At 68.5% G+C, this 20,204-nt stretch carries 19 protein-coding genes; 13 read left to right on the top strand and 6 right to left on the bottom strand.

All coding sequences use genetic code 11. The features are described 5' to 3' along the window. Window positions 1–85: 85 nt before the first annotated feature. Window positions 86–991 carry a LysR family transcriptional regulator gene (locus LE197_RS10145; RefSeq protein WP_003142490.1) on the bottom strand — a complete coding sequence of 302 codons (906 nt, stop codon included), beginning with the start codon at window positions 989–991 and terminating at the stop codon, window positions 86–88. 125 nt (window positions 992–1,116) lie between these two features. Here LE197_RS10145 and LE197_RS10140 point away from each other — a divergent pair, with 125 nt between their 5' ends. The 4 genes from LE197_RS10140 (at window position 1,117) to LE197_RS10125 (ending at window position 6,434) form a co-directional block, all read left to right on the top strand. Further along, window positions 1,117–2,253 (top strand): SRPBCC family protein, encoded by a 1,137-nt coding sequence (locus LE197_RS10140; protein WP_003120279.1) that lies wholly within the window; start codon window positions 1,117–1,119, stop codon window positions 2,251–2,253. A 36-nt stretch (window positions 2,254–2,289) separates the two neighbouring features. Beyond that, window positions 2,290–3,222, top strand: coding sequence for a LysR family transcriptional regulator (locus LE197_RS10135; protein WP_003102145.1), 933 nt, complete (start codon window positions 2,290–2,292; stop codon window positions 3,220–3,222). Between the two features lie 104 nt (window positions 3,223–3,326). Continuing rightward, window positions 3,327–4,964, top strand: a complete 1,638-nt coding sequence (locus tag LE197_RS10130) for a GMC family oxidoreductase (RefSeq protein WP_003102147.1) — start codon at window positions 3,327–3,329, stop codon at window positions 4,962–4,964. Between the two features lie 21 nt (window positions 4,965–4,985). Next, window positions 4,986–6,434 carry an aldehyde dehydrogenase family protein gene (locus LE197_RS10125; RefSeq protein WP_003122786.1) on the top strand — a complete coding sequence of 483 codons (1,449 nt, stop codon included), beginning with the start codon at window positions 4,986–4,988 and terminating at the stop codon, window positions 6,432–6,434. 35 nt (window positions 6,435–6,469) lie between these two features. Here the strand turns inward: LE197_RS10125 and LE197_RS10120 are convergent, their stop codons facing one another. Genes LE197_RS10120 through LE197_RS10110 form a run of 3 tightly spaced genes read right to left on the bottom strand, consistent with a single transcriptional unit; the run spans window position 6,470 to window position 8,758 of the window. Continuing rightward, a complete protein-coding gene (locus LE197_RS10120) occupies window positions 6,470–7,105 on the bottom strand; it encodes an IbrB-like domain-containing protein (RefSeq protein WP_003088853.1) in 636 nt (211 codons plus the stop codon). Further along, window positions 7,023–7,535, bottom strand: a complete 513-nt coding sequence (locus LE197_RS10115) for a GNAT family N-acetyltransferase (RefSeq protein ID WP_003102153.1) — start codon at window positions 7,533–7,535, stop codon at window positions 7,023–7,025. The genes LE197_RS10120 and LE197_RS10115 overlap by 83 nt, the downstream gene beginning before the upstream one ends. Continuing rightward, window positions 7,532–8,758 (bottom strand): phosphoadenosine phosphosulfate reductase, encoded by a 1,227-nt coding sequence (locus LE197_RS10110; RefSeq protein ID WP_003113632.1) that lies wholly within the window; start codon window positions 8,756–8,758, stop codon window positions 7,532–7,534. The genes LE197_RS10115 and LE197_RS10110 overlap by 4 nt, the downstream gene beginning before the upstream one ends. 853 nt (window positions 8,759–9,611) lie before the next feature. On the opposite strand from LE197_RS10110, the gene LE197_RS10105 reads away from it, so the two are divergent. The 8 genes from LE197_RS10105 to LE197_RS10070 all read left to right on the top strand — a co-directional run bounded on the left by LE197_RS10105 (window position 9,612) and on the right by LE197_RS10070 (window position 18,572). Beyond that, window positions 9,612–10,163 carry a fimbrial protein gene (locus LE197_RS10105; RefSeq protein WP_003120281.1) on the top strand — a complete coding sequence of 184 codons (552 nt, stop codon included), beginning with the start codon at window positions 9,612–9,614 and terminating at the stop codon, window positions 10,161–10,163. Between the two features lie 87 nt (window positions 10,164–10,250). Continuing rightward, a complete protein-coding gene (locus tag LE197_RS10100; RefSeq protein ID WP_003088863.1) occupies window positions 10,251–10,997 on the top strand; it encodes a molecular chaperone in 747 nt (248 codons plus the stop codon). Beyond that, the gene (locus LE197_RS10095; protein ID WP_003102159.1) at window positions 10,981–13,599 is read left to right on the top strand and encodes a fimbria/pilus outer membrane usher protein; all 2,619 of its coding nucleotides are present in this window, start codon (window positions 10,981–10,983) and stop codon (window positions 13,597–13,599) included. The genes LE197_RS10100 and LE197_RS10095 overlap by 17 nt, the downstream gene beginning before the upstream one ends. Continuing rightward, the gene (locus LE197_RS10090) at window positions 13,596–14,957 is read left to right on the top strand and encodes a fimbrial protein (RefSeq protein WP_003113634.1); all 1,362 of its coding nucleotides are present in this window, start codon (window positions 13,596–13,598) and stop codon (window positions 14,955–14,957) included. Before LE197_RS10095 ends, LE197_RS10090 begins: the two co-directional genes overlap by 4 nt. After that, a complete protein-coding gene (locus LE197_RS10085) occupies window positions 14,947–15,660 on the top strand; it encodes a molecular chaperone (RefSeq protein WP_003113635.1) in 714 nt (237 codons plus the stop codon). The genes LE197_RS10090 and LE197_RS10085 overlap by 11 nt, the downstream gene beginning before the upstream one ends. Further along, window positions 15,657–16,514 (top strand): EAL domain-containing protein, encoded by an 858-nt coding sequence (locus LE197_RS10080; protein WP_003122782.1) that lies wholly within the window; start codon window positions 15,657–15,659, stop codon window positions 16,512–16,514. The genes LE197_RS10085 and LE197_RS10080 overlap by 4 nt, the downstream gene beginning before the upstream one ends. Window positions 16,515–16,654: 140 nt before the next feature. After that, window positions 16,655–17,179, top strand: a complete 525-nt coding sequence (locus tag LE197_RS10075) for a DUF4142 domain-containing protein (protein WP_003088871.1) — start codon at window positions 16,655–16,657, stop codon at window positions 17,177–17,179. Between the two features lie 28 nt (window positions 17,180–17,207). Further along, on the top strand, window positions 17,208–18,572 hold the full coding sequence (locus LE197_RS10070) for a cation:proton antiporter (protein WP_003113638.1): 1,365 nt from the start codon (window positions 17,208–17,210) through the stop codon (window positions 18,570–18,572). On the opposite strand, the gene LE197_RS10065 is transcribed toward LE197_RS10070, so the two are convergent. Beyond that, window positions 18,550–18,999, bottom strand: a complete 450-nt coding sequence (locus LE197_RS10065; protein ID WP_003102168.1) for a DUF421 domain-containing protein — start codon at window positions 18,997–18,999, stop codon at window positions 18,550–18,552. The genes LE197_RS10070 and LE197_RS10065 overlap by 23 nt on opposite strands. A 25-nt stretch (window positions 19,000–19,024) precedes the next feature. Beyond that, entirely contained in the window at window positions 19,025–19,549 is a 525-nt protein-coding gene (locus LE197_RS10060; protein ID WP_003088874.1) for a hypothetical protein, read from the bottom strand. 248 nt (window positions 19,550–19,797) lie between these two features. On the opposite strand from LE197_RS10060, the gene LE197_RS10055 reads away from it, so the two are divergent. Then, window positions 19,798–20,187, top strand: coding sequence for a response regulator (locus LE197_RS10055; protein WP_003102170.1), 390 nt, complete (start codon window positions 19,798–19,800; stop codon window positions 20,185–20,187). Window positions 20,188–20,204: the final 17 nt, after the last annotated feature.

Genomic DNA, 20,204 nt, shown 5'->3' with positions numbered 1-20,204 from the left:
GCGCAGCCTCACCATAGGTCGCGGGAAAGGCCTCGCTCAATGATCGAAAGTGACGGAAGACTGATCCTGGCGCGCAACCTGCGACTCAGCCCTGTTCGATCTGCACGATCTGCTCGCGCAGCCATTGCAGGCCGGGCGTCGCTTCCTGCTGGCGATGCCAGATCAGGTTGACCTGCACCGGGGCCATCTCGAAGGGGACGTCCGCCAGTTGCAGACCATGGCTGCCGGCGAAACGCTCGGCCAGGCGGCGTGGCACGGTGCCGAGCAGCTCGGTGCTGGCGACGATGGCCGGGATGGTCAGGTAGTGAGGCACCAGCAATTGCACCTGGCGCTGTACCCTGGCCGAGCCGAGGACGATCTCCAGCGGACTGCCGCGCCCGACCCGCGGCAGGATCGAGACGTGCTGCGCGGCCTCGTAGGCGGCGCGGTCGAGGCCGCCGCGGAAGGCCGGATGGCCCTGCCGGCCGATCACCACCAGGCGTTCCTCGCCGACCGGCCGGTAGGCCAGCTCGGGCTCGTCGAAGTACAGGTAGTCGATCGCCAGGTCGAGTTCGCCGCTGGCCAGTTGCGCCGGGATCGAGGCGCCTTCGTCGGGACGTACCTCCAGCGTCACCCGCGGGGCCAGGGTCTTCAAGCGGGTCACCAGGCCCGGCAGCAGGCGCAACTGGGCATAGTCGTTCATCGTCAGGCGAAAGGTCCGCGCAGTGTGCGGATCGAAGGTTTCCTGGGAGCCAAGGCCGGCCTGCAGCAGATGCAGGGCCTGGCGCACCGGCACGTACAGGGCGAGGGCGGCGGCGGTGGGTTCCAGGCCCTTGGCGGTGCGCCGGAACAGCGGCTGGTCGAGCTGCTCGCGCAGGCGGGCGAGGGCGTTGCTCACCGCCGGCTGGCTGCGATGCAGGCGGATCGCCGCGCGCGACAGGTTGCGTTCGCGCATCAGGGCATCGAAGACCAGAAGCAGGTTGAGGTCGAGCTGCTGCAAGTTCAGCTTCATGAATAATCCTCATTCTATTTATCCATTACCCTGATAAGACTGGCATCGCTACACTCGAATGCAAGCCCTTCCGCCCCGGCGGATCGGCCCGGTTCGCGGCCCAGCCAATAACAATCACACGCGAGATGCCGACCATGTCCTTCGATCCCCAACCCTTTCGCCAGCAGTACCGCGCGGCCATCCGGCCCGGCTACAACCCCTGGCTGCACGCCGGCTTCGTCCTCGCCTACGGCGGCGCCTGGATCGTCTTCTTCCTCTCCCGACTCGAGCAGCCGAGCCTGCTGGAATGGCTGACGGTGCCGGCCGCGCTGGTGTTCTTCAACTGGGGCGAGTACCGCATCCACAAGTCCCTCGGCCACCACAAGCACCCGCTGGGGCGGATGTTCTACAAGCGCCATACCGGCGACCACCACAGCTTCTTCGTCGCCGGCCAGATGCGCTACGAACAGGCCCGCGACTGGCGGGTGATCCTGTTCCCGGCCTGGCTGGTGGTGGTCTTCAGCCTCGGCGCGCTGCTCGCCTGGAGCCTGCTTGGCCTGCTGAACGACAACCTCGCCGCGCTGTTCGCCGCGACCCTGCTGCTGGGCTACCTCAGCTACGAGATCTTCCACGCCTGCGAACACCTGCCGCCGGAGCATCCGCTCAGCCGTCTGCCGTGGATCCGCCACATGCGCCGCCTGCACGAACTGCATCACCGTCGCGAGCTGATGCAGACGCACAACTTCAACCTGGTCTTCCCGTTGATGGACTGGTGCTACGGTACCCTCCACTGGGAAGCGGAAACCGCCGAGGAGCACGCCATGACCCGCATGCAGCACCGAATCGAGATCGCCCGCGAGCCCGAGGCGACCCTCGCCTACGCCGCCAGCCCGGGGCTCTGGCCGGAATGGCATCCCTCGTCGTTGCGGGTCGACGGCGCCGCTGGCCCGCTGCCGGCCGGCGCGCGCTTCGAGGAGGACATCCACGCCGGCGGCCGCGCCGGGCACTTGTCCTGGACGGTGGTCGAGTACCAGCCGGGACACCTGTGGCGCGCCAACGCCCGTGGCGACCGGGGGCTGCACCTGCGCCTGAGCTACGAATGCCAGCCGAGCGCGGCCGGCACCCGCTTCGTGCGCACCCTGGAATACCGCTTCGACGGCTGGTCGATGCGCCTGGCCAACCTGTTCCTGCTGCGCCGTCGCATCGAACGCGAGTCGGAGGAGTCCATGCACCGCCTGCGTCGGGTCGCCGAGGCGCGGATAGCGGCGGCGGAAAGCGTATGATCGGGGTCCGCGGGGGCGGATCGCAGAAGGACACCGATGAACAAGTTTGCCGAAATGACCACCTTCGTCAGCGTGGTCGACGCCCATAGCTTCTCCGAGGCCGCCCGCCGCCTGGGCACCACCAAGTCGCAAGTCAGCCAGCGTATCCAGCAACTGGAGAGGCGCCTGGGCCGGGTGCTGCTGAACCGCACCCGGCCGCTGAGCCTCACCGACCCCGGTCGCACCTACTACGAACATGCCTGCCGCCTGCTACAGGAGCTGGAGCAGGCGGAAGCCTCGGTGCTCGACGCCGACGACGACCTGCGCGGCCAGTTGCGCCTCTCCGCGCCGCTGGCCTTCACTCCGCGCTACCTGGCGCCGCTGCTGGCGCGCTTCGCCGAGCGCCATCCGCAATTGCGGGTGGACGTGCAGGCCGACGATCGTTTCGTCAACCTCCAGGAACCGCGCTTCGACATGGCCCTGCGCATGGGCCGGCTGGACGACTCCTGCCTGGTGGCGCGGCCGATCACCGCCAACCGCCACCTGCTCTGCGCCAGTCCCGACTACCTGGCGCGGCATGGCGTGCCGCAGCATCCCGAGGAATTACAGGCGCACGACGGGCTGGTCTACTACAACCGCGAGCCCGGCGGCATGCTCTGTCTGCCGGTGGACGGCGAACCGGCCTCGTTCCGCATCCGGGTGAGGATGCGCACCGACTCCGGGCACCAGTTGCTCGAAGGTGCGCGCGCCGGGCTCGGCCTGGCGATCCTGCCGAGCTTCCTGGCCGCCGATGCCTTGCTGGCCGGCGAGCTGCTGCCGGTCCTGCCTGGCTACTCGCCGGACGGCGGGCAGGTTTCCGTGGTCTACCGCAAGACCCAACGGACGCCCCGGAAGATCCTCGTCCTCGGCCAGTTCCTCGAAGAGGAAATCGGCGATCCGGCGCCCTGGGACCGCGCGCTCATCGAGCGTGGCCTGTTGCCGCCGGGCTGAGTTCGGAAAAACCGAACCAGCGGTTCGCCTTCCGCTGTCTGTCGCCGAGGGCGCGCCGGGCATAGCGTTGCTCCCGTCAATCGATCTGGATACGGGAGAACCCCATGCACCAACCCGAAAACCCGGCGCGCCGCACCTTGCTGGCGCAGACCGTCGCCGGCTCCGCCGCGCTCGCCCTGGGCTCGCTGCTCGGCGGCGCGCCCGGCGTGGCCAGCGCCACGGCGGAAACGCCCCGCAAGGCCTTCGATGGCGGCAGGATCGATGTGCTGATCGTCGGCGGCGGCTCCGCCGGCGCGGTCCTCGCCCGGCGCCTGAGCGAGCGCGGCGACCGCCGGGTACTGTTGCTGGAAGCCGGCCAGGCCTATCCGGCCTGGGACTACCCCAGGATCATCGCCAGCAGCGACAGCGTCGGCGGCGACCCCTCCAGCGACTGGGGCTACCAGTCCCAACCGGGGGCGATCGGGCACCCGATCCATGCGATCCGCGGCAAGGTCCTCGGCGGCAGCTCGGCGATCAACGGCGCGGTGGCGATCCGCGCGCGGCGCGAAGACTTCGCCCGCTGGAACCTGCCGGGCTGGTCCTACGACGACCTGCTGCCGGCGTTCCGCCGCCTGGAGACCCGCCAGGGCGGCGACCCGGCCCTGCACGGCGGGGACGGACCGCTGCCGGTGCGGCAACTGAGCCGCGCCGATCTCTCGCCGATGCAGAGGGCCTTCGTCGACGCCACCCTGGCCAACGGTTTCAAGGCCATCGCCGATTTCGACGGCGCCGACGCCAACGGCGTCGGGCCGTACCCGATGAATGTCGTCAACGGTGTGCGCGTCAACACCGGCATGGCCTATCTCGACAACGCCGTGCGCGCTCGCGCCAACCTGTCGATCCGCGGCGACGCGCTGGTCGACCGGGTGCTCTTCGAAGGCAAGCGCGCGGTGGGCGTGCGCCTGGCCTCCGGCGAGGAAATCCACGCCGGCGAAGTGATCCTCAGCGCCGGCGCCTACGGCAGCCCGGCGATCCTGCTGCGCTCCGGTGTCGGCCCGGCCGACGAGCTGAAGGCGCTGTCGATCCCGTTGCTTGCCGACTTGCCGGTGGGCCGCCGGCTCAAGGACCATCCGTTCTACTACAACGCCTATGCCGCCCGGCCGGAGCGCATCGGCGCGCAGTCGCCGGTGATCGGTGCCAAGCTCTGGACCCATAGCTCGCGGGCGCAGAACGGCGAGCTGGACCTGCACATCACCGCCACCCACCTGTTCCCCGCCGAGATGAGCCCGACCGGGGTCGGCTTCGTCCTCGCCGTGGCCCTGACCCGGCCGCAATCGCTGGGCAGCGTGCGTCTGGCCAGCCGCGACCCGGCCGTCGCGCCGCTGATCGACCTGAACTTCCTCGCCGAGGCCGAAGACCGCGCGCGGTTGCTGGAAGGGGTCAAGCTGGCGCGCCGGATAGGCCGCAGCGAACCGCTCGCCGGGCTGATCCACGCCGAACTCGGACCAGGGCCCGAGGCACGCAGCGATGCGCAGATCGAAGCGGCGATCCGCGCCACCCTCGATACCTACCACCACCCGACCTCCAGCGCGCCGATGGGCCGTGCCGGCGAGCGCTGGGCGGTGGTCGACCTGGAGGGCAGGGTGCATGGCCTGCAAGGATTGCGGGTGATCGACGCCTCGATCTTCCCCGATGCCATTTCGGTGGCCACCAACATCACCACCATCGCCGTTGCCGAGCACCTCGCGCAGCGCATCGCCTGACCGACCCAGGAGAACTTGCAGATGAACGGACACGCCAGACACTGGATCGACGGCGCATGGCTCGATTCCGCGCAGCGGGGACAATCCTTCGACCCGGCCAGCGGCCAGCCGATCGGCACCTACGCCGACGGCGGGCGGGCCGAGGCCGATGCGGCGATCGCCGCCGCTGTGCGCGCCTTCGAAGATGGTCCCTGGAAGGACGACCACGCGCTGCGCGCGAAAGCCCTGGAGGAAATCGCCGCGGCCTTCGAGCGGCATGCCGATGCGCTCATCGACCTGCTTGCCCTGGAGAACGGCAAGATCAAGCCCGAGGCTGCCTTCGAGGTCGGCATGGTGCCGGGCAAGCTGCGCTACTACGCCGGCCTGGCGCGCAGCGAACGGGGCGCCAGCGGCACGCCGCGCCCCGACGTGGTGTCGCTGGTGCTGCGCGAGCCGATGGGCGTCGCCGGCATCATCGTGCCGTGGAATTCACCGGTGGTGCTGATGATCCGCTCCCTGGCGCCGGCGCTGGCCGCCGGTACCACCACGGTGGTGAAGATGCCGGGGCAGACCGCGCAGACCAACGCCATGGTCGCGCGGATCATCGCCGAAGCGCCGTCGCTGCCTGCCGGGGCGGTGAACATCTTCAGCGAATCGGGTTCCGAAGGCGCCCGGCGATTGATCGACGCGGCCGAGGTGCCGGTGATCAGCTTCACCGGCTCGAGCGCCACCGGCCGAGCGATTTCCGCCGCCGGCGCGCGGCACCTGAAGCGCTTCGGCCTGGAACTGGGCGGCAAGACACCGCACCTGATGTTCGACGACGCCGACCTGGACGCCGCCTTGCCCGTGCTGGAGAAGTCGCTGACGGTGTTCGCCGGGCAGTTCTGCATGACCGGTTCGCGCCTGCTGGTGCAGCGCGGCGTTGCCGAACGGCTACGCGAACGCCTGGCGCAGCGCCTGGAAAACCTGCGCGTGGGGCCGGCGGCGGACCCGCGCAGCGACATGGGGCCGCTGATCGACAAGGCCAACGTCGAGCGCGTCGAGCGAGCCGTACGCCAGGCCATCGCCGCCGGCGCGCGGGTGGTGGTCCGCGGCGGCCCGGTAACCGAGGGCGAGCTGGCGGCCGGCGCCTTCTACCGTCCGACCCTGCTGGAGGTCGATGATCCGGACCTGGACATCGTGCAACAGGAAACCTTCGGACCGGTGCTGACCCTGCAGGTATTCGAGCACGAGGAGGAGGGCGTCGCCCTGGCCAACCGCAGCGAGTACGGGCTGGCGGCCGGGGTCTGGACCCGCGATGTCGCGCGTGCCTTCCGGGTGGCGCGGAAGATTCGCGCCGGCACCGTGTGGATCAACGACTGGGCCAAGGTCTACGACGAATTCGAGGAGGGCGGCTACCGCCAGTCCGGCCTCGGCCGGCTGAACGGGGTCGCCGCCCTGGACGACTTCGTCGAATACAAGCACATCAGCCTGACCACCGGCGCGGCCTGAGCCTGGGCGAGCGGTGCGGCCGACGGCGCCGCCCGCTACTCCCAGGAGCGGGAATACACGTGTTCGCGGAACAGCTCGGGCAATCCGGAAACCTGCTTGAAACGCAGCACCTCGTCATTGTCCATGCCCAGTTCGCGGGCCACGTCGGCCTCGCTCCAGCCGGCCTTGAGCAGGGTCACCACGATCGCCGTCATCGGCAATACGCCGTGCACGCCGCGTGCTCGGTTGTGGCGGATGGTGGCGGCGATGCGCTCGCTGTCGCCTTCACGCCCGGCGCGTATCGCGGCGATCGGCAGGTAGCCGTGCAGACGCTGGCGCAGCGCGCCCTTGGCGCTGCCCACGCGCAGGCGGTGAAAGCCGTCGACCACCTCGTAGCGCCCGTCGGCCTGCGGATAGGCGACGATGGGCTGGGTGAATCCGTCGGACTCGATGGACAGCCTCAGCAGTCGCATCTCCGGCGGCGCGACGGTATTGGGGTTGTAGTCGTTGCCGGCGACGCGCTCGGCACGCACCCACTGCACGCAATCGACCGGCTCTTCGGCGAACGGACTGTGCGCGTGGAGCAGCCGGCGGATCCGGTTGATGGCTTCAATCCGCTCGGCAAGCGGCAACCCGTGCAGTTCGCCGAACAGCGCCTCGGCTCGCTCCGTCAGTGTCTTTGTCTGTGCCATGGGCTTTCCTCATGAGCGTCACCCAGCTACCCCGGGTGGAATGCACGGCGAAGCCGTGCGGTTCGAGAAGGCGCGCGCAGGCCTGGGGCGCGCGGGTGGTACAGGCCAGCCCGAGTTGGTCGACATGCCCGAGGACCCGCTCGCGCAGGGTGCGGAACAGCCCGCGACCGCGCGCTTCCGCACGCAGGTAGGCATCGCGCAGGCGAACCACGTCGGGATGTTGCTCCAGGCTGACGAACCCCAGTATCCGCGTGTCCCCCTGGCGGCGGAGCACGAACCAGCGGTGGTAGGGACCGTCGCTCAGCGGGTAGCCGCCGCATTCGCGGCGCACCCGGGCGCTGGCGAAGAAGCGGCCCATGCTGGCGAAGAAGGCGGCCTCGTCGTCGAACGAGCGCCACTGCAGGATCTCGCAGTCTTGCGGGCGGATCACGAGCGCTTCTCCCGACCGGGGACCAGTCTGTCGATATCGGCCTGGGAGAAGCCGAAGGACAGCGAGCGGGCCATGTCCTGCTTCAGCAGGGATAGCGCGATACGCCGCCAGGACGGCTGCTTGCGACGATTCTCCAGGGCCGGGATCCCCGCGTCCGGCCAGATGGCAAGGGGATAGTCGTGCTGCTTCCACCAGAGGATGAAACGCTCGATGCGCCGCTGGTAGATGCCGCGCAGAGGCGGCGGCATGCTGCGCAGGAGGAACTGGCTGTACTCGCGCCAGGTGCCGAAGGAGGGCGGCAGGCCAAGGCCGCCACGGTAGCCGAGGAAGCGCTGGCGACAATAGCGCGCCCCATAGTTGGCGCCGGCGACGCGCCGGACTACCTTGAACCAGGTGCGTGGCTCGATCCGGTGGAACAGGTCGAGGCCCTTGCGCTGGTCGTCGCCATAGGGCTGGCAGATGCGCATCTGCGAGAACGGCACGCCGGCGCGGTACATCTGGTCGTAGAGGCGGTTATAGGCGTAGCCGTGGTCGGCGACGCAACGCCAGAGATCCTCGAAACGCCAGTCGTAGATCGGGAAGAAGCTCACCGCCTGCGGGTTGGCCCGGTCGCGCGCGCTCCAGGCCAGCGGCGCGGAGCCGCCCGGCGGCGTCCAGGCGCATTGTTTCGCCCGGCTCCTGCGCTTGACCGCCAGGTAGCGATTGAGCGATTCGTCCGAACGGATGCCGACCAGGAACGCGGTAGGCTCTTCCCTGGCCAGCCAGGCGTTGAAGCCGGCGACGAACTCCTCGAACTCCATGCGGTAGCGGTAGAAGGGGAAGAACGCCGGGTCGCTGATCACCCCTCGCTGCTTCGGTAGCGGGCGCACCCAGTCGGCCTCGGCGCCGGGCTCCCAGCAGCACCAGTAGGGTTCCTCCAGGCTGGAGGCGTTGCGCAGGTTGAGTGGCAGGCAGACCCACCAGGGGCGTACGTCGGGACGCCCGAGCATCTCGCTGACGTGATCGATGGTGGCCTGGTACTGCCCCTCCAGGTCGATGAACAGTACGTCCACCGGGCTGCGTCCCAACTCGCGTGCCACGTCCAGCGCCAATTGCAGGGTGACCGAGCTGTCCTTGCCACCGGAGAAGGCGACACAGACGCGCTCGAAGTTCCGGAATACCAGTCGGAGGCGGGATAGGGTTGCGGCATGCACATCGGCATCCTGGTAATGCTTGCCTGCCATGGGTGCGAACCTCTTCTTTTAATAACTATTGAGGGAGACCGTTGCGACGACGGTCCATGTGCAATGTTTGTTTCGGAGTTTCTCCAGGCTATTTTTTCGAGAGTCGCGGCAGCCGGCACGTTCGGCGAAGTTGGACTCCGAATCAGTGGATAACGGAAATATGTCCAGGCACTTGGCAGAGCGACGACCAACAGGCCCGACAACTGTCGTGCAGGAACTTTTTCAATGCTAGGCGAAGCCGTGGTTCGAGTTGTTGACTTGTCGCAAGACGGATTCTCCGAACAGCATCGGCGCAGCGCCCACTTGCAACGAGAGTGCGCACGCCGCCGTTGGCACTCGTCTGCGCACCGGACTTCTGAGCGGCGGCGGAAAAAGCTTGCTGCGCAAGGAGAAGCGCCTGCGGGTGAACATGGAAATTGCCCGGGAAAAGTCGACGGTAATTATTCGTTGAATAACAGGGAAGTGCATACTTCCAACTTGGAAGTTAACTGCATGGCACCATCCATGCATTACACGGATGACGGTTTTTATTATAAGTCCAAACTGGCGAAGACAAGCAAGAGAGGCCGGGATGCCAGAGTTCCATAGTCGGAAATACAAGCGTTGCAATGTCGACGGATAGCACGAAGAGGCGGCGGTACCCTGCGAAACGAGGCAATTCCCCGAATGGCGGGCACTCGAACGGATTTATAAGTCCGCCGTTCGGCGTTCACCTCGACGCCTGTGCACGGGATACTTATACCGGTGGTTCGCACCACTGATTATCGATTTGAACTCGTTCGAGTCTTTACCGCGTTCCCGGCCGAAATAAAAGGCGGGTGGACGATTATTGCCTCACACAAGGAACATAGGCATGACCAGAACTTCGAACCCATGCGCAGTGGTATTGGCCTTTGCGGCAATTGCCGCTTCGGGAACCGCGATGGCGGCAAACACTATCACATTCAGCGGCGAAGTGACCGACCAGACCTGCCAGGTCGCGGTCAACGGCTTCACCGACCCCACGGTGATCCTCGACAGCGTACCGGTGAGCGCCCTCGATGGCGCAGTGGGCCGCAGCGCCGGCGAAACCGCCTTCACCCTGCAACTCACCGATTGCGTCGCGCCGACGGCCGACGAGCATTTCACCACCCTGTTCCAGGCCACCAACCCCAGCGCCGCCGGGAACCTGGTGAACACCGCCGCCAGCGGCGCGACGGGCGTGGCGCTGCAATTGCTCGATAGCGTCGGCGGCAACCCGGTCGACCTGGCCGGCGGCGCGGCGGTGCCCGCCGGCGACATCGTGCTCGCCAACGGAGCCACCAGCACCAGCTACGACTACGCGGTGCAGTACGTCTCCGAAGCGGCGACCGTGACGCCCGGTCCGGTACTCGGCGCCGTGACCTACACGCTGCGTTACGAGTGAATGCCGGCGGCGCATGCGCCGCCCCTTCCTTTTCCCAGCACTAAAGCCGGGCCCGGTCGCTGGACCGTGCCCGGCCAGGTAAGCCGCATGCCCAGACATTCGTACCGATCCGGCAGGACATCGGCGCTTCTGCTCGTCCTGCTGGCGAGCATCGCCCAGGCGCGGGCAAGCGTGGTGGTGACCGGGACCCGGGTGATCTATCCCGGCGAGGCACGGGAGAAGACCGTGCAACTGAGCAATCGCGATGCGTTTCCCAACGTCGTCCAGGCCTGGGTCGACATCGACGCCCCGGACGCGCCGCCGGACCAGGCGGACGCGCCGTTCCTGGTCAACCCGGCGGTATTCCGCATGGCCCCGGACAGCGGCCAGACGCTGCGCATCGTCTACACCGGGCAGGGCCTGCCGGGCGATCGCGAATCGCTGTTCCATCTCAACGTCCTGCAGATCCCGCCACGCAACAGCAGCCATGCGGATCGGAACCAGATGCTGCTGATGCTGCGCAATCGCCTGAAGCTGTTCTACCGTCCGGCGGGCATCCAGGGCCGTCCCGAGGACCTGCCCGGGCAACTGCGTTTCGCACTGGTCCGGCGCAGCGCCGGCTGGGCGGTGCGGGTGGACAACCCGAGCGGCTACTACGCCTCGTTCGCCAGCGCCACGCTCAGCGTCGGCCAGCGCCGCTGGCGCTTGCGCAGCGGCATGCTGGAGCCGCGCAGCCATGCCGAATGGCAGGCCGAAACCCGAGAAGCCCTGCCGCCGGGACGCGTGCGCCTGCACGCGCTGCTGATCAACGACTACGGCGCCCATATGGATATCCGTCATGACCTATCGCCATGAACGCCGCTGCCGCACCGGCACGGCCCTGATGGCGGGCGGCATGGCGCTGGCGGCGAGCGCCTTCGGTCATGCCCAGCCCGGCTACGAATTCGATGATCGCCTGTTGCTCGGCTCTTCCCTGGGCGGCGGCGACCTGTCGCGCTTCAACCAGGACGGTCGGATCGATCCGGGTCGCTATCACGTCGATGTCTACCTCAACGAGCGCTTCGCCAGCCGCAGCGAAGTGAGTTTCCGCGCCAACCCCGCCAGCGGCGCGGTGGAGCCCTGCCTCGACGAAGACTTCCTGCGCCAGCGCCTCGGCGCCAAGCCTGGTGACGATCCGCGCAAGAGCGGCGACGGGCGCCACTGCGCCTTTCTCGGTGCACGCCTGCCCGGCTCGCGGTTCAGCCTGGACGTCGCCCGCCTGCGCCTGGATCTCTCGGTGCCGCAAGCCTTGCTCGACCTCAAGCCGCGCGGCTACGTCAGCCCCGAGGAGTGGGACGCCGGCGACAGCATGGGCTTCGTCAACTACGACACCAACCTCTATCGCTCCGAATACCGCGGCGGCGAATCGGGACGATCGGACTACGCCTATGTCGGCCTGAACAGCGGCATCAACCTCGGCCTGTGGCGTTTGCGCCACCAGTCCAACTACACCTATTCCCGCTACAACGGGCAGGCCAGGCGCAAGTGGAACAGCATCCGCACCTATGCCCAGCGCGCCTTGCCGGCCTGGCGCAGCGAACTGACGGCGGGGGAGAGCTACACCGCCGGCAACCTGCTCGGCAGCATCGGCTACCGCGGCCTGAGCCTAGCTACCGACGACCGCATGCTGCCCGAGTCCCTGCGCCGCTATGCGCCGCAGGTGCGCGGCACCGCGGCCACCGCGGCGCGGGTGGTGATCAGCCAGAACGGCAGGAAGATCCGCGAGGTGAATGTCGCCCCCGGTCCGTTCGTCATCGACGATCTCTACGACAGCGCCTATGCCGGCGATCTGGATGTCCAGGTGTTCGAAGCCGATGGCAGCGTATCGAGCTTCAGCGTGCCGTTCGCCTCGGTCCCGGAGTCCATGCGTCCCGGCCTGTCGCGCTACAGCTTCACCCTGGGCCAGGCGCGCCAGTATGGCGACGGCGACGACCTGTTCGCCGACTTCACCTACCAGCGCGGCATGAGCAACGCCCTGACCGCCAACCTGGGACTGCGTGTCGCCGACGACTACCTGGCCATGCTGGGCGGCGGCGTCCTCGCCACCCGCTTCGGCGCCTTCGGCCTGAACAGCACCTATTCCAGCGCACGCGTCGAGGATGGCGCGCGCAAGCAGGGCTGGCGCATCGGGCTCGACTACAGCCGGACCTTCCAGCCCACCGGCACTACCCTGACCCTGGCCGGCTACCGCTATTCCACCGAAGGCTACCGCGAACTCGGCGACGTGCTCGGCTCGCGCGACGCACTGCGCCACGGGGACACCTGGGATTCCGGCAGCTACAAGCAGCGCAACCAGTTCAACCTGCTGGTGAGCCAGGCCCTCGGCGGTTACGGCAACCTCTATCTTTCCGGCTCCTCCAGCGATTTCTACGACGGCAAGAGCCGCGACACCCAATTGCAGTTCGGCTACTCCAATACCTGGGGGCAGTTGAGCTACAACCTCGCCTGGTCGCGGCAGACCACCACCTACTACCAGGAGCAGGGCGACCAGGACCCTGGCGTCGAGCTGCTCCGGCGCGACCGGCGCAGCGGCCAGCGCAACGACACCCTGACCCTCAGCGTCTCCATGCCGCTGGGTTCTTCCAGTCGGGCGCCGACGCTCAGCGCCATGGCTACCCGGCGCTCCGGCGACAGCCGTGGCGGCAGCCTGCAAACCGGGCTGAACGGTACGCTGGGCGACGAGCGTACCTGGAGCTACGCGCTGTCCGCCAACCGCGACAGCGAGGTCGCCGACACCACCTGGAACGGCACGTTGCAGAAGCAGGCGGCGCTGGCCACCGTGAATGCCGGCTATGCCCAGGGCGATCGCTACCGGCAATACAGCGGCGGCATCCGTGGCGCGCTGGTCGCCCACCGCGACGGGCTGACCCTTGGCCCCAGCGTCGGCGATACCTTCGCCCTGGTCGAGGCCAAGGGCGCCAGCGGTGCCGCGATACGCGGCGGGCAGGGCGCGCGCATCGACGGCAACGGCTATGCGCTGGCCCCCTCGCTGTCGCCCTATCGCTACAACCCGATCTCACTCGATCCCGTTGGCATCGATCCCGACGCCGAACTGCTGGAAACCGAGCGCAAGGTCGCGCCCTACGCCGGTGCCAGCGTGCGCGTGACGTTCAGGACGCTGACCGGCCATCCGCTGCTGATCCAGGCGCGGCGCGAGGACGGCAGTGTGCTGCCGCTCGGCGCCGTGGTGGTCGACGACGGCGGGGCGGCCATCGGCATGGTCGGGCAGGGCGGCCAGGTCTATGCGCGCGCGGAAAACCAGCGGGGCAGGTTGCTGGTGCAATGGGGAACGGCGCGCAAGGAGCGTTGCGAGTTGCCCTACGACCTGGCCGGTGTGTCTCGCGACCAGGCGCTGATCCGCCTGCGCGGCACCTGCCGGGCAGCCACCACCGACTCCAACCTGGAGAACGCCAGATGAACCGCACGCTTCCCCTGCTGCCCGCGCTGGCCCTCGGCGTGTTGCTGGGGCTTCCCGCCAGTGGCCAGGCGACTTGCTACCGGGTCACCTCGGTAGGCAGCGAGACGACCACCTCGAACACCCAGATCCGCCCAGGCGAAGGTACCGCCGGCAGCTGGACCGGCGCCTGCGACACCTGCAATGGCTCGCTCGGCCTGCCCAGCGTGGTCAACGTCAGCGACGAGAGTTTCCAGCCCTATCCGACGCTCATCGCCAGCGCGGTGGCGCCGCTGACCCAGTACGGCGCCACCGGCGGCTACGACCCCGAACGGGTGTTCTTCCGCTGTAGCGCCGGGGACGCCGTCTACGAGATGTTTTCTACCAACGGCGACGATCTCTATAGCGGCTACTACACCGGCGCCGACACGGTGGGCAACGACATCGGCCTGCAGGATGCCTACCGGACCGCCTGGCCCAACGTGCTGCTGCGCCTGACCAACGTCGAGACGGGGGAAACCATCACGCCGATCTGGAAGGAGCGCCAGCTCTCCGGGCTGGACATAGACTCGCGCGGCTTCCAGCTGGTCAAGGCGAAGAACCTCGCAGCGGTACGCGCCGAGCTGTACAGCGCGCCGCTGGAGGCGATCCGCTACTACTCGCCGACGATCCTCTCGCAGCCCTATTCCTACACCCAGCCGGCGGCCTACATCGCCATCAAGGGGCCGGGCCTGACCGCGCCGACCGTCGGCCAGGCGCACGTGGGCGGCAACTGGGGCGGCTGGTACAGCAACTGGCCGGGTGCCATCGGGCTGTACCGCTACGTGACCCTGAAACGCTATCCCACTTGCGCGGTGATGACGGTCACCCCGCACGTGCAGTTCCCGTCCATCACCCTGGCCGAGATCGATAGCGGCGGCGTGCGCGAGGCGCCCTTCGAACTCACCTTCAAGTGCCAGAGCGGCATGACCAACGGCACCGGGGCCGGCGCCACGGCGCTGGGCATCCGCGTGTCCAGCGGGGCCCTGGCGGCCAGCCCGGCGCTGGGCCTGGTCAACGCCAGTGGCGGACTGTCCTACCTGCTCTCCGACCGTTACGGGGAGCCGGGCATTGCCCGTGGGGTCGGCATCCGCATCTACCGCGACGGCACGCCGATGACGCTCCTGGCCAACGAGAACTCCGCCGGCGGCAGCAACGCCGAGGCTACCGGCTGGTACCCCGCCATCGGTGGCGCGACCCAGGCCAACGGCGGTAGCGGCGGCATCGACCTGTACCGCGAAACCTTCCGCGCGCGCCTGGAGAAACTCGCGCTCGGCAGCCAGCCCGGCGTCACGGCGGGGCGAGTCGAGGCCACGGCGCAGGTGGTTATCCGTGTCCAGTAGGCGCGCGCTCGCGCTGCTGGCCATGCTTTGCCTCGCGCCGACGAGCGAGGCCGGAGTGACCGCGGAGCGCACCCGCCTGGTGTTCGTGGAGGGCCAGCGCGAGGCCTCGTTGCTGCTGGTCAACCAGAATCCCTACCCGGTGCTGGTGCAGGCGTGGGTCGATGACGGCGCCCTCGACGGCGAACCGGATACCGCGCTGGCTCCGTTCCTGCCGCTGCCGCCCGTATTCCGCCTGGAGCCGGGACGCCAGCGCAGCCTGCGCCTGCTGGCTACCGGCCAGGCCCAGGCACGGGATCGCGAATCGCTGTACTGGCTGAACATCTACGAGATCCCCCCGCAAGCCACCGCCGAGGCCGCTGGCCGGCCCCGGCTCACGGTCACCCTGCGAACCCAGATGAAGGTGCTGTACCGCCCGCACGGCCTGCATCCGCACGCCGAGGACGCGGCCGCCGAACTGGGCTTCGCGCTGCGCGACGAGACCCTGCGGGTGGACAACCCGACGCCGTACTTCGTGTCCCTGGCGGGGCTGGCGCTGGAGATAGGGGAGACGCGCCTGGATCTGCCCGGAACGCTGCTGGCTCCGCGCTCGCAACGACGCCTCGGCCTGCCGCGGCGGGTGGACGGCGGGACGCGCGGCGAGGTGGCGTTCGACTGGATCGACGACAACGGCGTCAGCCGCCAGGAAAGGAAAGCTCTACAGTGAACGGTTCCCCACAGGCTCGCCAGCACGAGCACCCACCGGCCGTTGCCGCCTCCCTGGCCGGCGACCTGCGCCTCGCCCGGCGTTTCCAGGCCGCCCTGGCGCGCGGTCGGGTGCGCCTGGACTGGCAGGCCGTACGGCATGCCGGGCATCCGGAATGGGAGCCGCTCTACCGGGAAACCCTGCTCAGGGTTACGGCCGCCAGCGGCGAGCCGCCGTTGCCGACCCAGGAACTGATCCTGGCGCTGGAGCGGCTCGGCCTGGTACGCCTGCTCGATCGCTGCGTGCTGGGCACGGTCCTCGACCGGCTGAACGCCGAGCCTACCTTGCGCCTGGCCTGCAACCTATCGCGCCAGAGCGCGGCGATGGATGCCTGGTGGGAAGCGGTCTGCCGATGGCTGGCCGCCCGTCCGCAGGTGGCACGGAGGCTGACGCTGGAGCTGACCGAGACCGCCGTGGGCGAGAGAGTCGCGACCCGGGAGTTCATCCGACGCCTGCGCGAACATGGCGTGCGCATCGCGATAGACGACTTCGGCGCGGCGCACAACAACCTGGACTTCGTTCTCGATGCCCGTCCCGATGTGATCAAAATCGATTGCCGGTATACCCGCGAAGCACGTCGCTCGGCGAAGGGCGCCGAAGTGCTGCGCCATCTGCTGGCCCTGTGCCGCGAACTGGCGCCCTGCGTGGTCCTGGAAGGTCTCGAGGAGGACGATGCGTTCGCCCGGCTGCCGACCGGGGACGTCTATCTCCAGGGCAACGCGATCGCGCCGCCGATGCGGGTCGAACCGCCGCTGTCCGTACGCCGGCCGAAGAGCCGGGCGCGGATCGAGGCGCTGGCGAGCCGCCCGGGGTGACCGGGGAGGGCGCCCGGCCTGGCACGGTCGGCGAAAAATCTGAACGGTCGGCCGGCGGCGCCGTCACAGCAGCGACGATGCCGAGGTGCGTTGTGCCGAAGTCCCGGCATTTTTTCCCTGTCACGCCAACGGAGTCGACCATGAACAGAGCAATCAGCCTTCCCCTCAAGGGAGCCGCCTGGCTCCTGCTGGTCCTGGCCCTGCCTTTCGCCAACGCCCAGGACATGAACAAGACCGCGCCACAGACCTTCGTCAGCGAGGCCTCGGCGGCCGGCGTAGCGGAAATCGAAGCCGGCAAGATGGCGCTGGAAAAGAGCACTGCCGCCGATGTGAAGGTATTCGCCAAGCAGATGATCGACGACCACGGCAAGGTCAACGCCGAACTGCGCAGCCTGGCCGAGCGCAAGAAACTGGAGGTCGAAGACGACGCCAGCCTGACCGACAAGGCCAAGGCGACCCTGCTCGACCTGCGCGACGCCTCCTTCGACCCGGCCTACGCCAATAACCAGGTGGCGGCTCACGAAAAAGCCGTGGAACTGTTCACCCAGGCCGCGGACAACCTGACCGACCCGGAACTGCAGGCATTCGCCAAGACCCATCTGCCGGCCCTGAAGCATCACCTGGAGATGGCCCGCGCGCTGGCCAAGGCGCACCCATCCAAGTAACGCCCCCGCGGGCGGAGCCTGGCCAGGCATGAGTTTCAGCCTGTGGTTGCTGGTACTGGGCTGCATCCTGCTGACGCTCGGCCTGGCTTCGGCCTACCTGCGCCTGCTGCCGGTCAGCACCTCGTTCATCTACCTGCTGTTCGGCCTGGCCATCGGCCCGGCCGGGCTGCACGCCTGGCGCAGCGGCCTGGCGGACATCAGCGGCTGGTTCGAACACCTCAGCGAGGCGGCGTTGCTGATCTCGCTGTTCATCGGCGGCCTCAAGCTGCGCCTGCCGTTGCGCTCGCCGGCCTGGACCGCTGCCTGGCTGCTGGCCGGACCAGTCCTGCTCGGCTGTATCCTCGGCCTTACCCTGGGCGCGCATTTCCTGTTCGGCCTGGACTGGGGGCTGGCCTTGCTGGTCGCGGCGATCCTCGCGCCCACCGATCCGGTGCTGGCCAGCGACATCCAGGTCAACCACGCCGGCGACGACGACCGCCTGCGCTACGCCGTATCCGGCGAGGCGGGACTCAACGACGGCATCGCCTTCCCCTTCGTCATCGCCGCCCTGCTGCTGATCGGTCAGGGCGGCGGCCTGCCCGGGGAGTTCGACCGCAGCGGCCTGGACTGGCTGCTGCGCGACGTGCTCTGGGCGATTCCGCTCGGCCTGCTGGTGGGCTATTGCCTGGGCCATGGTCTCGGCCGCCTGGCCATCCACCTGCGGGCGCGGCACACCGACACCTCGGTGTCGGCCAACGACTTCCTCGCCCTGGCGCTGATCGCGCTGTCCTATGTCGGCGCCGACGCACTGGGCGGCTGGGGCTTCCTCGCCAGCTTCGCCGCCGGGATCGGCCTGCGCCACGCCGAGGTGGCGACGCTGGGGCGCGCCTCGGCACCGGCCGAGGCGCAGGCGGCCGCCGCCGACGTGCGCGAGGCAGGGCAGGCCAGCGGCGCCATCGAGTACGGCGCCGACCGCAGCGAACACCCGAAGGTGGCGGCCGGCGCGGTGATGCTCGACGTGCTCTCCTTCGGCAACCTGCTGGAGCGCTCGCTGGAAGTGCTGCTGGTGACCCTGCTCGGCGCCATGCTCTACCAGCACTGGGACTGGCGCGCGCTGCCGCTGGCGCTGCTGCTGTTCTGCGTGTGCCGGCCGGCGATGGTCTGGCTGCTGGTCGGCCGGCGGCTGATGCACCCGGCGCAGCGGCGCCTGCTCGGCTGGTTCGGCATCCGCGGCATCGGCAGCCTGTACTACCTCAGCTACGCGCTGAACCAGGGGCTGCCTACGGCGCTCGCGCATACCGCCAGCGACCTGGTGCTGAGCCTCGTCGCCCTGAGCATCTGCGTGCACGGCCTGAGCATCCAGCCGCTGCTGATGCGCCACGCGCGCAGCGTCAGTCGCCGCGATCGGGAATGATCGAGATCTTGCCGTTCTTCTCGAGGATGGCGAAGCGGATCTGCTCCATGCGTTCCAGGCCCTGGGTCTCGCGGGCGGCCAGGAGAATGTCTTCCTCGCGCAGGCGGGCCTCGGCCAGGCGTGCGTGCAATGGCCTGCCGTACTCGACGATGAGCGTCGGGGAGCCCTCGATCAGGGTGTCGAGCTTCGGATGGCGCAGCTTGAGCAGGGACAGACCGACGTCGATGACGATCAGGGTGATGATCACCAGTACCGCGTTGACCAGCGAGAAGTCGTCGCCCAGCAGCGCCTGCTGGGTGGCTTCGCCGATGATCATCAGCAGCAGCAGGTCGAAGGTGGTGATGTCGGTCAGTGAACGCCGCCCGGCGATGCGGAAGAGTACCAGCAGGACCAGGTAGAGCGCGGCGGCTCGCAGTATGGAATCCATCGTGCGCCTCCTCGGAACGGATGACTCAGGGGTAGATGAACTGGTCGAAGGCCAGGCTCTCGCCGGCGAACTCCAGTCGACTGGCGACTTCGCCGAGCTGGTTCGGCAACAACGTCAGGAACAGGCTCAGGCGACCGTCTTCGTCGAGCCTTCCCTCCAGTTCCAGGCCACCCCGCCAGCTGTGACTGCGCAGCGGTTGCGGTTGCAGGCTCTGGATGCTGTGCGCCTGTAGCAGTCCGCCGCCCAGGCGCACGCCAACTTCGGTGCCCGGCGCGCCGCGCAGATCGATGCGCAGGCGGCTGGCGGCGCCGCTGCGTTCGAAACGCTCGTAGGCCAGGGTCAGCCTGCCGCTGTCGCTGACCAGCGTCCGCGAACTCAGAGGCCCGCCGGCGAACACCCCGGTCAGCGCCAGGAGGATCACCCCGAGCAGGACCCACAGGCCCGCCCGTTCGAAACGCCAGGCGCGGCGCTGGCTTTCCAGGCGCTCCGGGATCGGATACTCGCGCTGGTCGAACGCATCGTCTGCGGCGTCTTCTGGGGCAGGGCGCATGGCTGGCTCCTTCGCTCGCGGTCTCTCAGGCTGGACCCCGGTCGACGTGGTTGGTGCCGGCGGGCTTACCAGCGGTCCGCGCGGGTCGGGCAATCTGCACGATGAACAGGCGCCTTCCGGGCACTCTGCTGATCGCACTTTGCGATCAGTCCGCGCCCAATCGCCGTGGTCACGCTGCTCCGGCGCAAGCGGGGCGGACGGCGCGAACCTTGCAGCGAAGCCTTCCTGACAATCCGACAGGGAGAACCATGGTGAACGGAGAAAACAAGATCGTCCTGGTCCTCGAAGAACACGCCGACCAGCTCTGGCGGATCGAGGAATTCCTCCTCGATCGAGGCTACGCGGTGCTCAGCGCGGCGAGTCGCGACGAAGCCCTCGACCACCTGGCCTCGGACGCGGTGATCGACCTGTTCCTGCTCAGCGAGCAGCTCGAAGGTCCTCTGAGCGGCAGCATGCTCATCGAAACCAGCCTGCCGGTGCGCCCGCGGATGCGGGTGATCCTGCTCAGCGACAGCGCTCGCGTCGGCATCGACCCGGCGGCACCCTATCCGGTGCTGCTCAAACCGGTGACCCTGGAGGAACTGGGGAAAGCCATCGACATGGTCCTGCACAGCGCGCCGGTCTGCCCCGGCGTCTGACCACCGAGGAGCCCACC

The organism is Pseudomonas sp. PS1(2021) (genome assembly GCF_020405165.1).
Classification (GTDB): domain Bacteria; phylum Pseudomonadota; class Gammaproteobacteria; order Pseudomonadales; family Pseudomonadaceae; genus Pseudomonas; species Pseudomonas aeruginosa.
The sequence above is the reverse complement of the archived record's forward strand: the minus strand, read 5'-3'. Positions and strand labels throughout refer to the sequence as shown.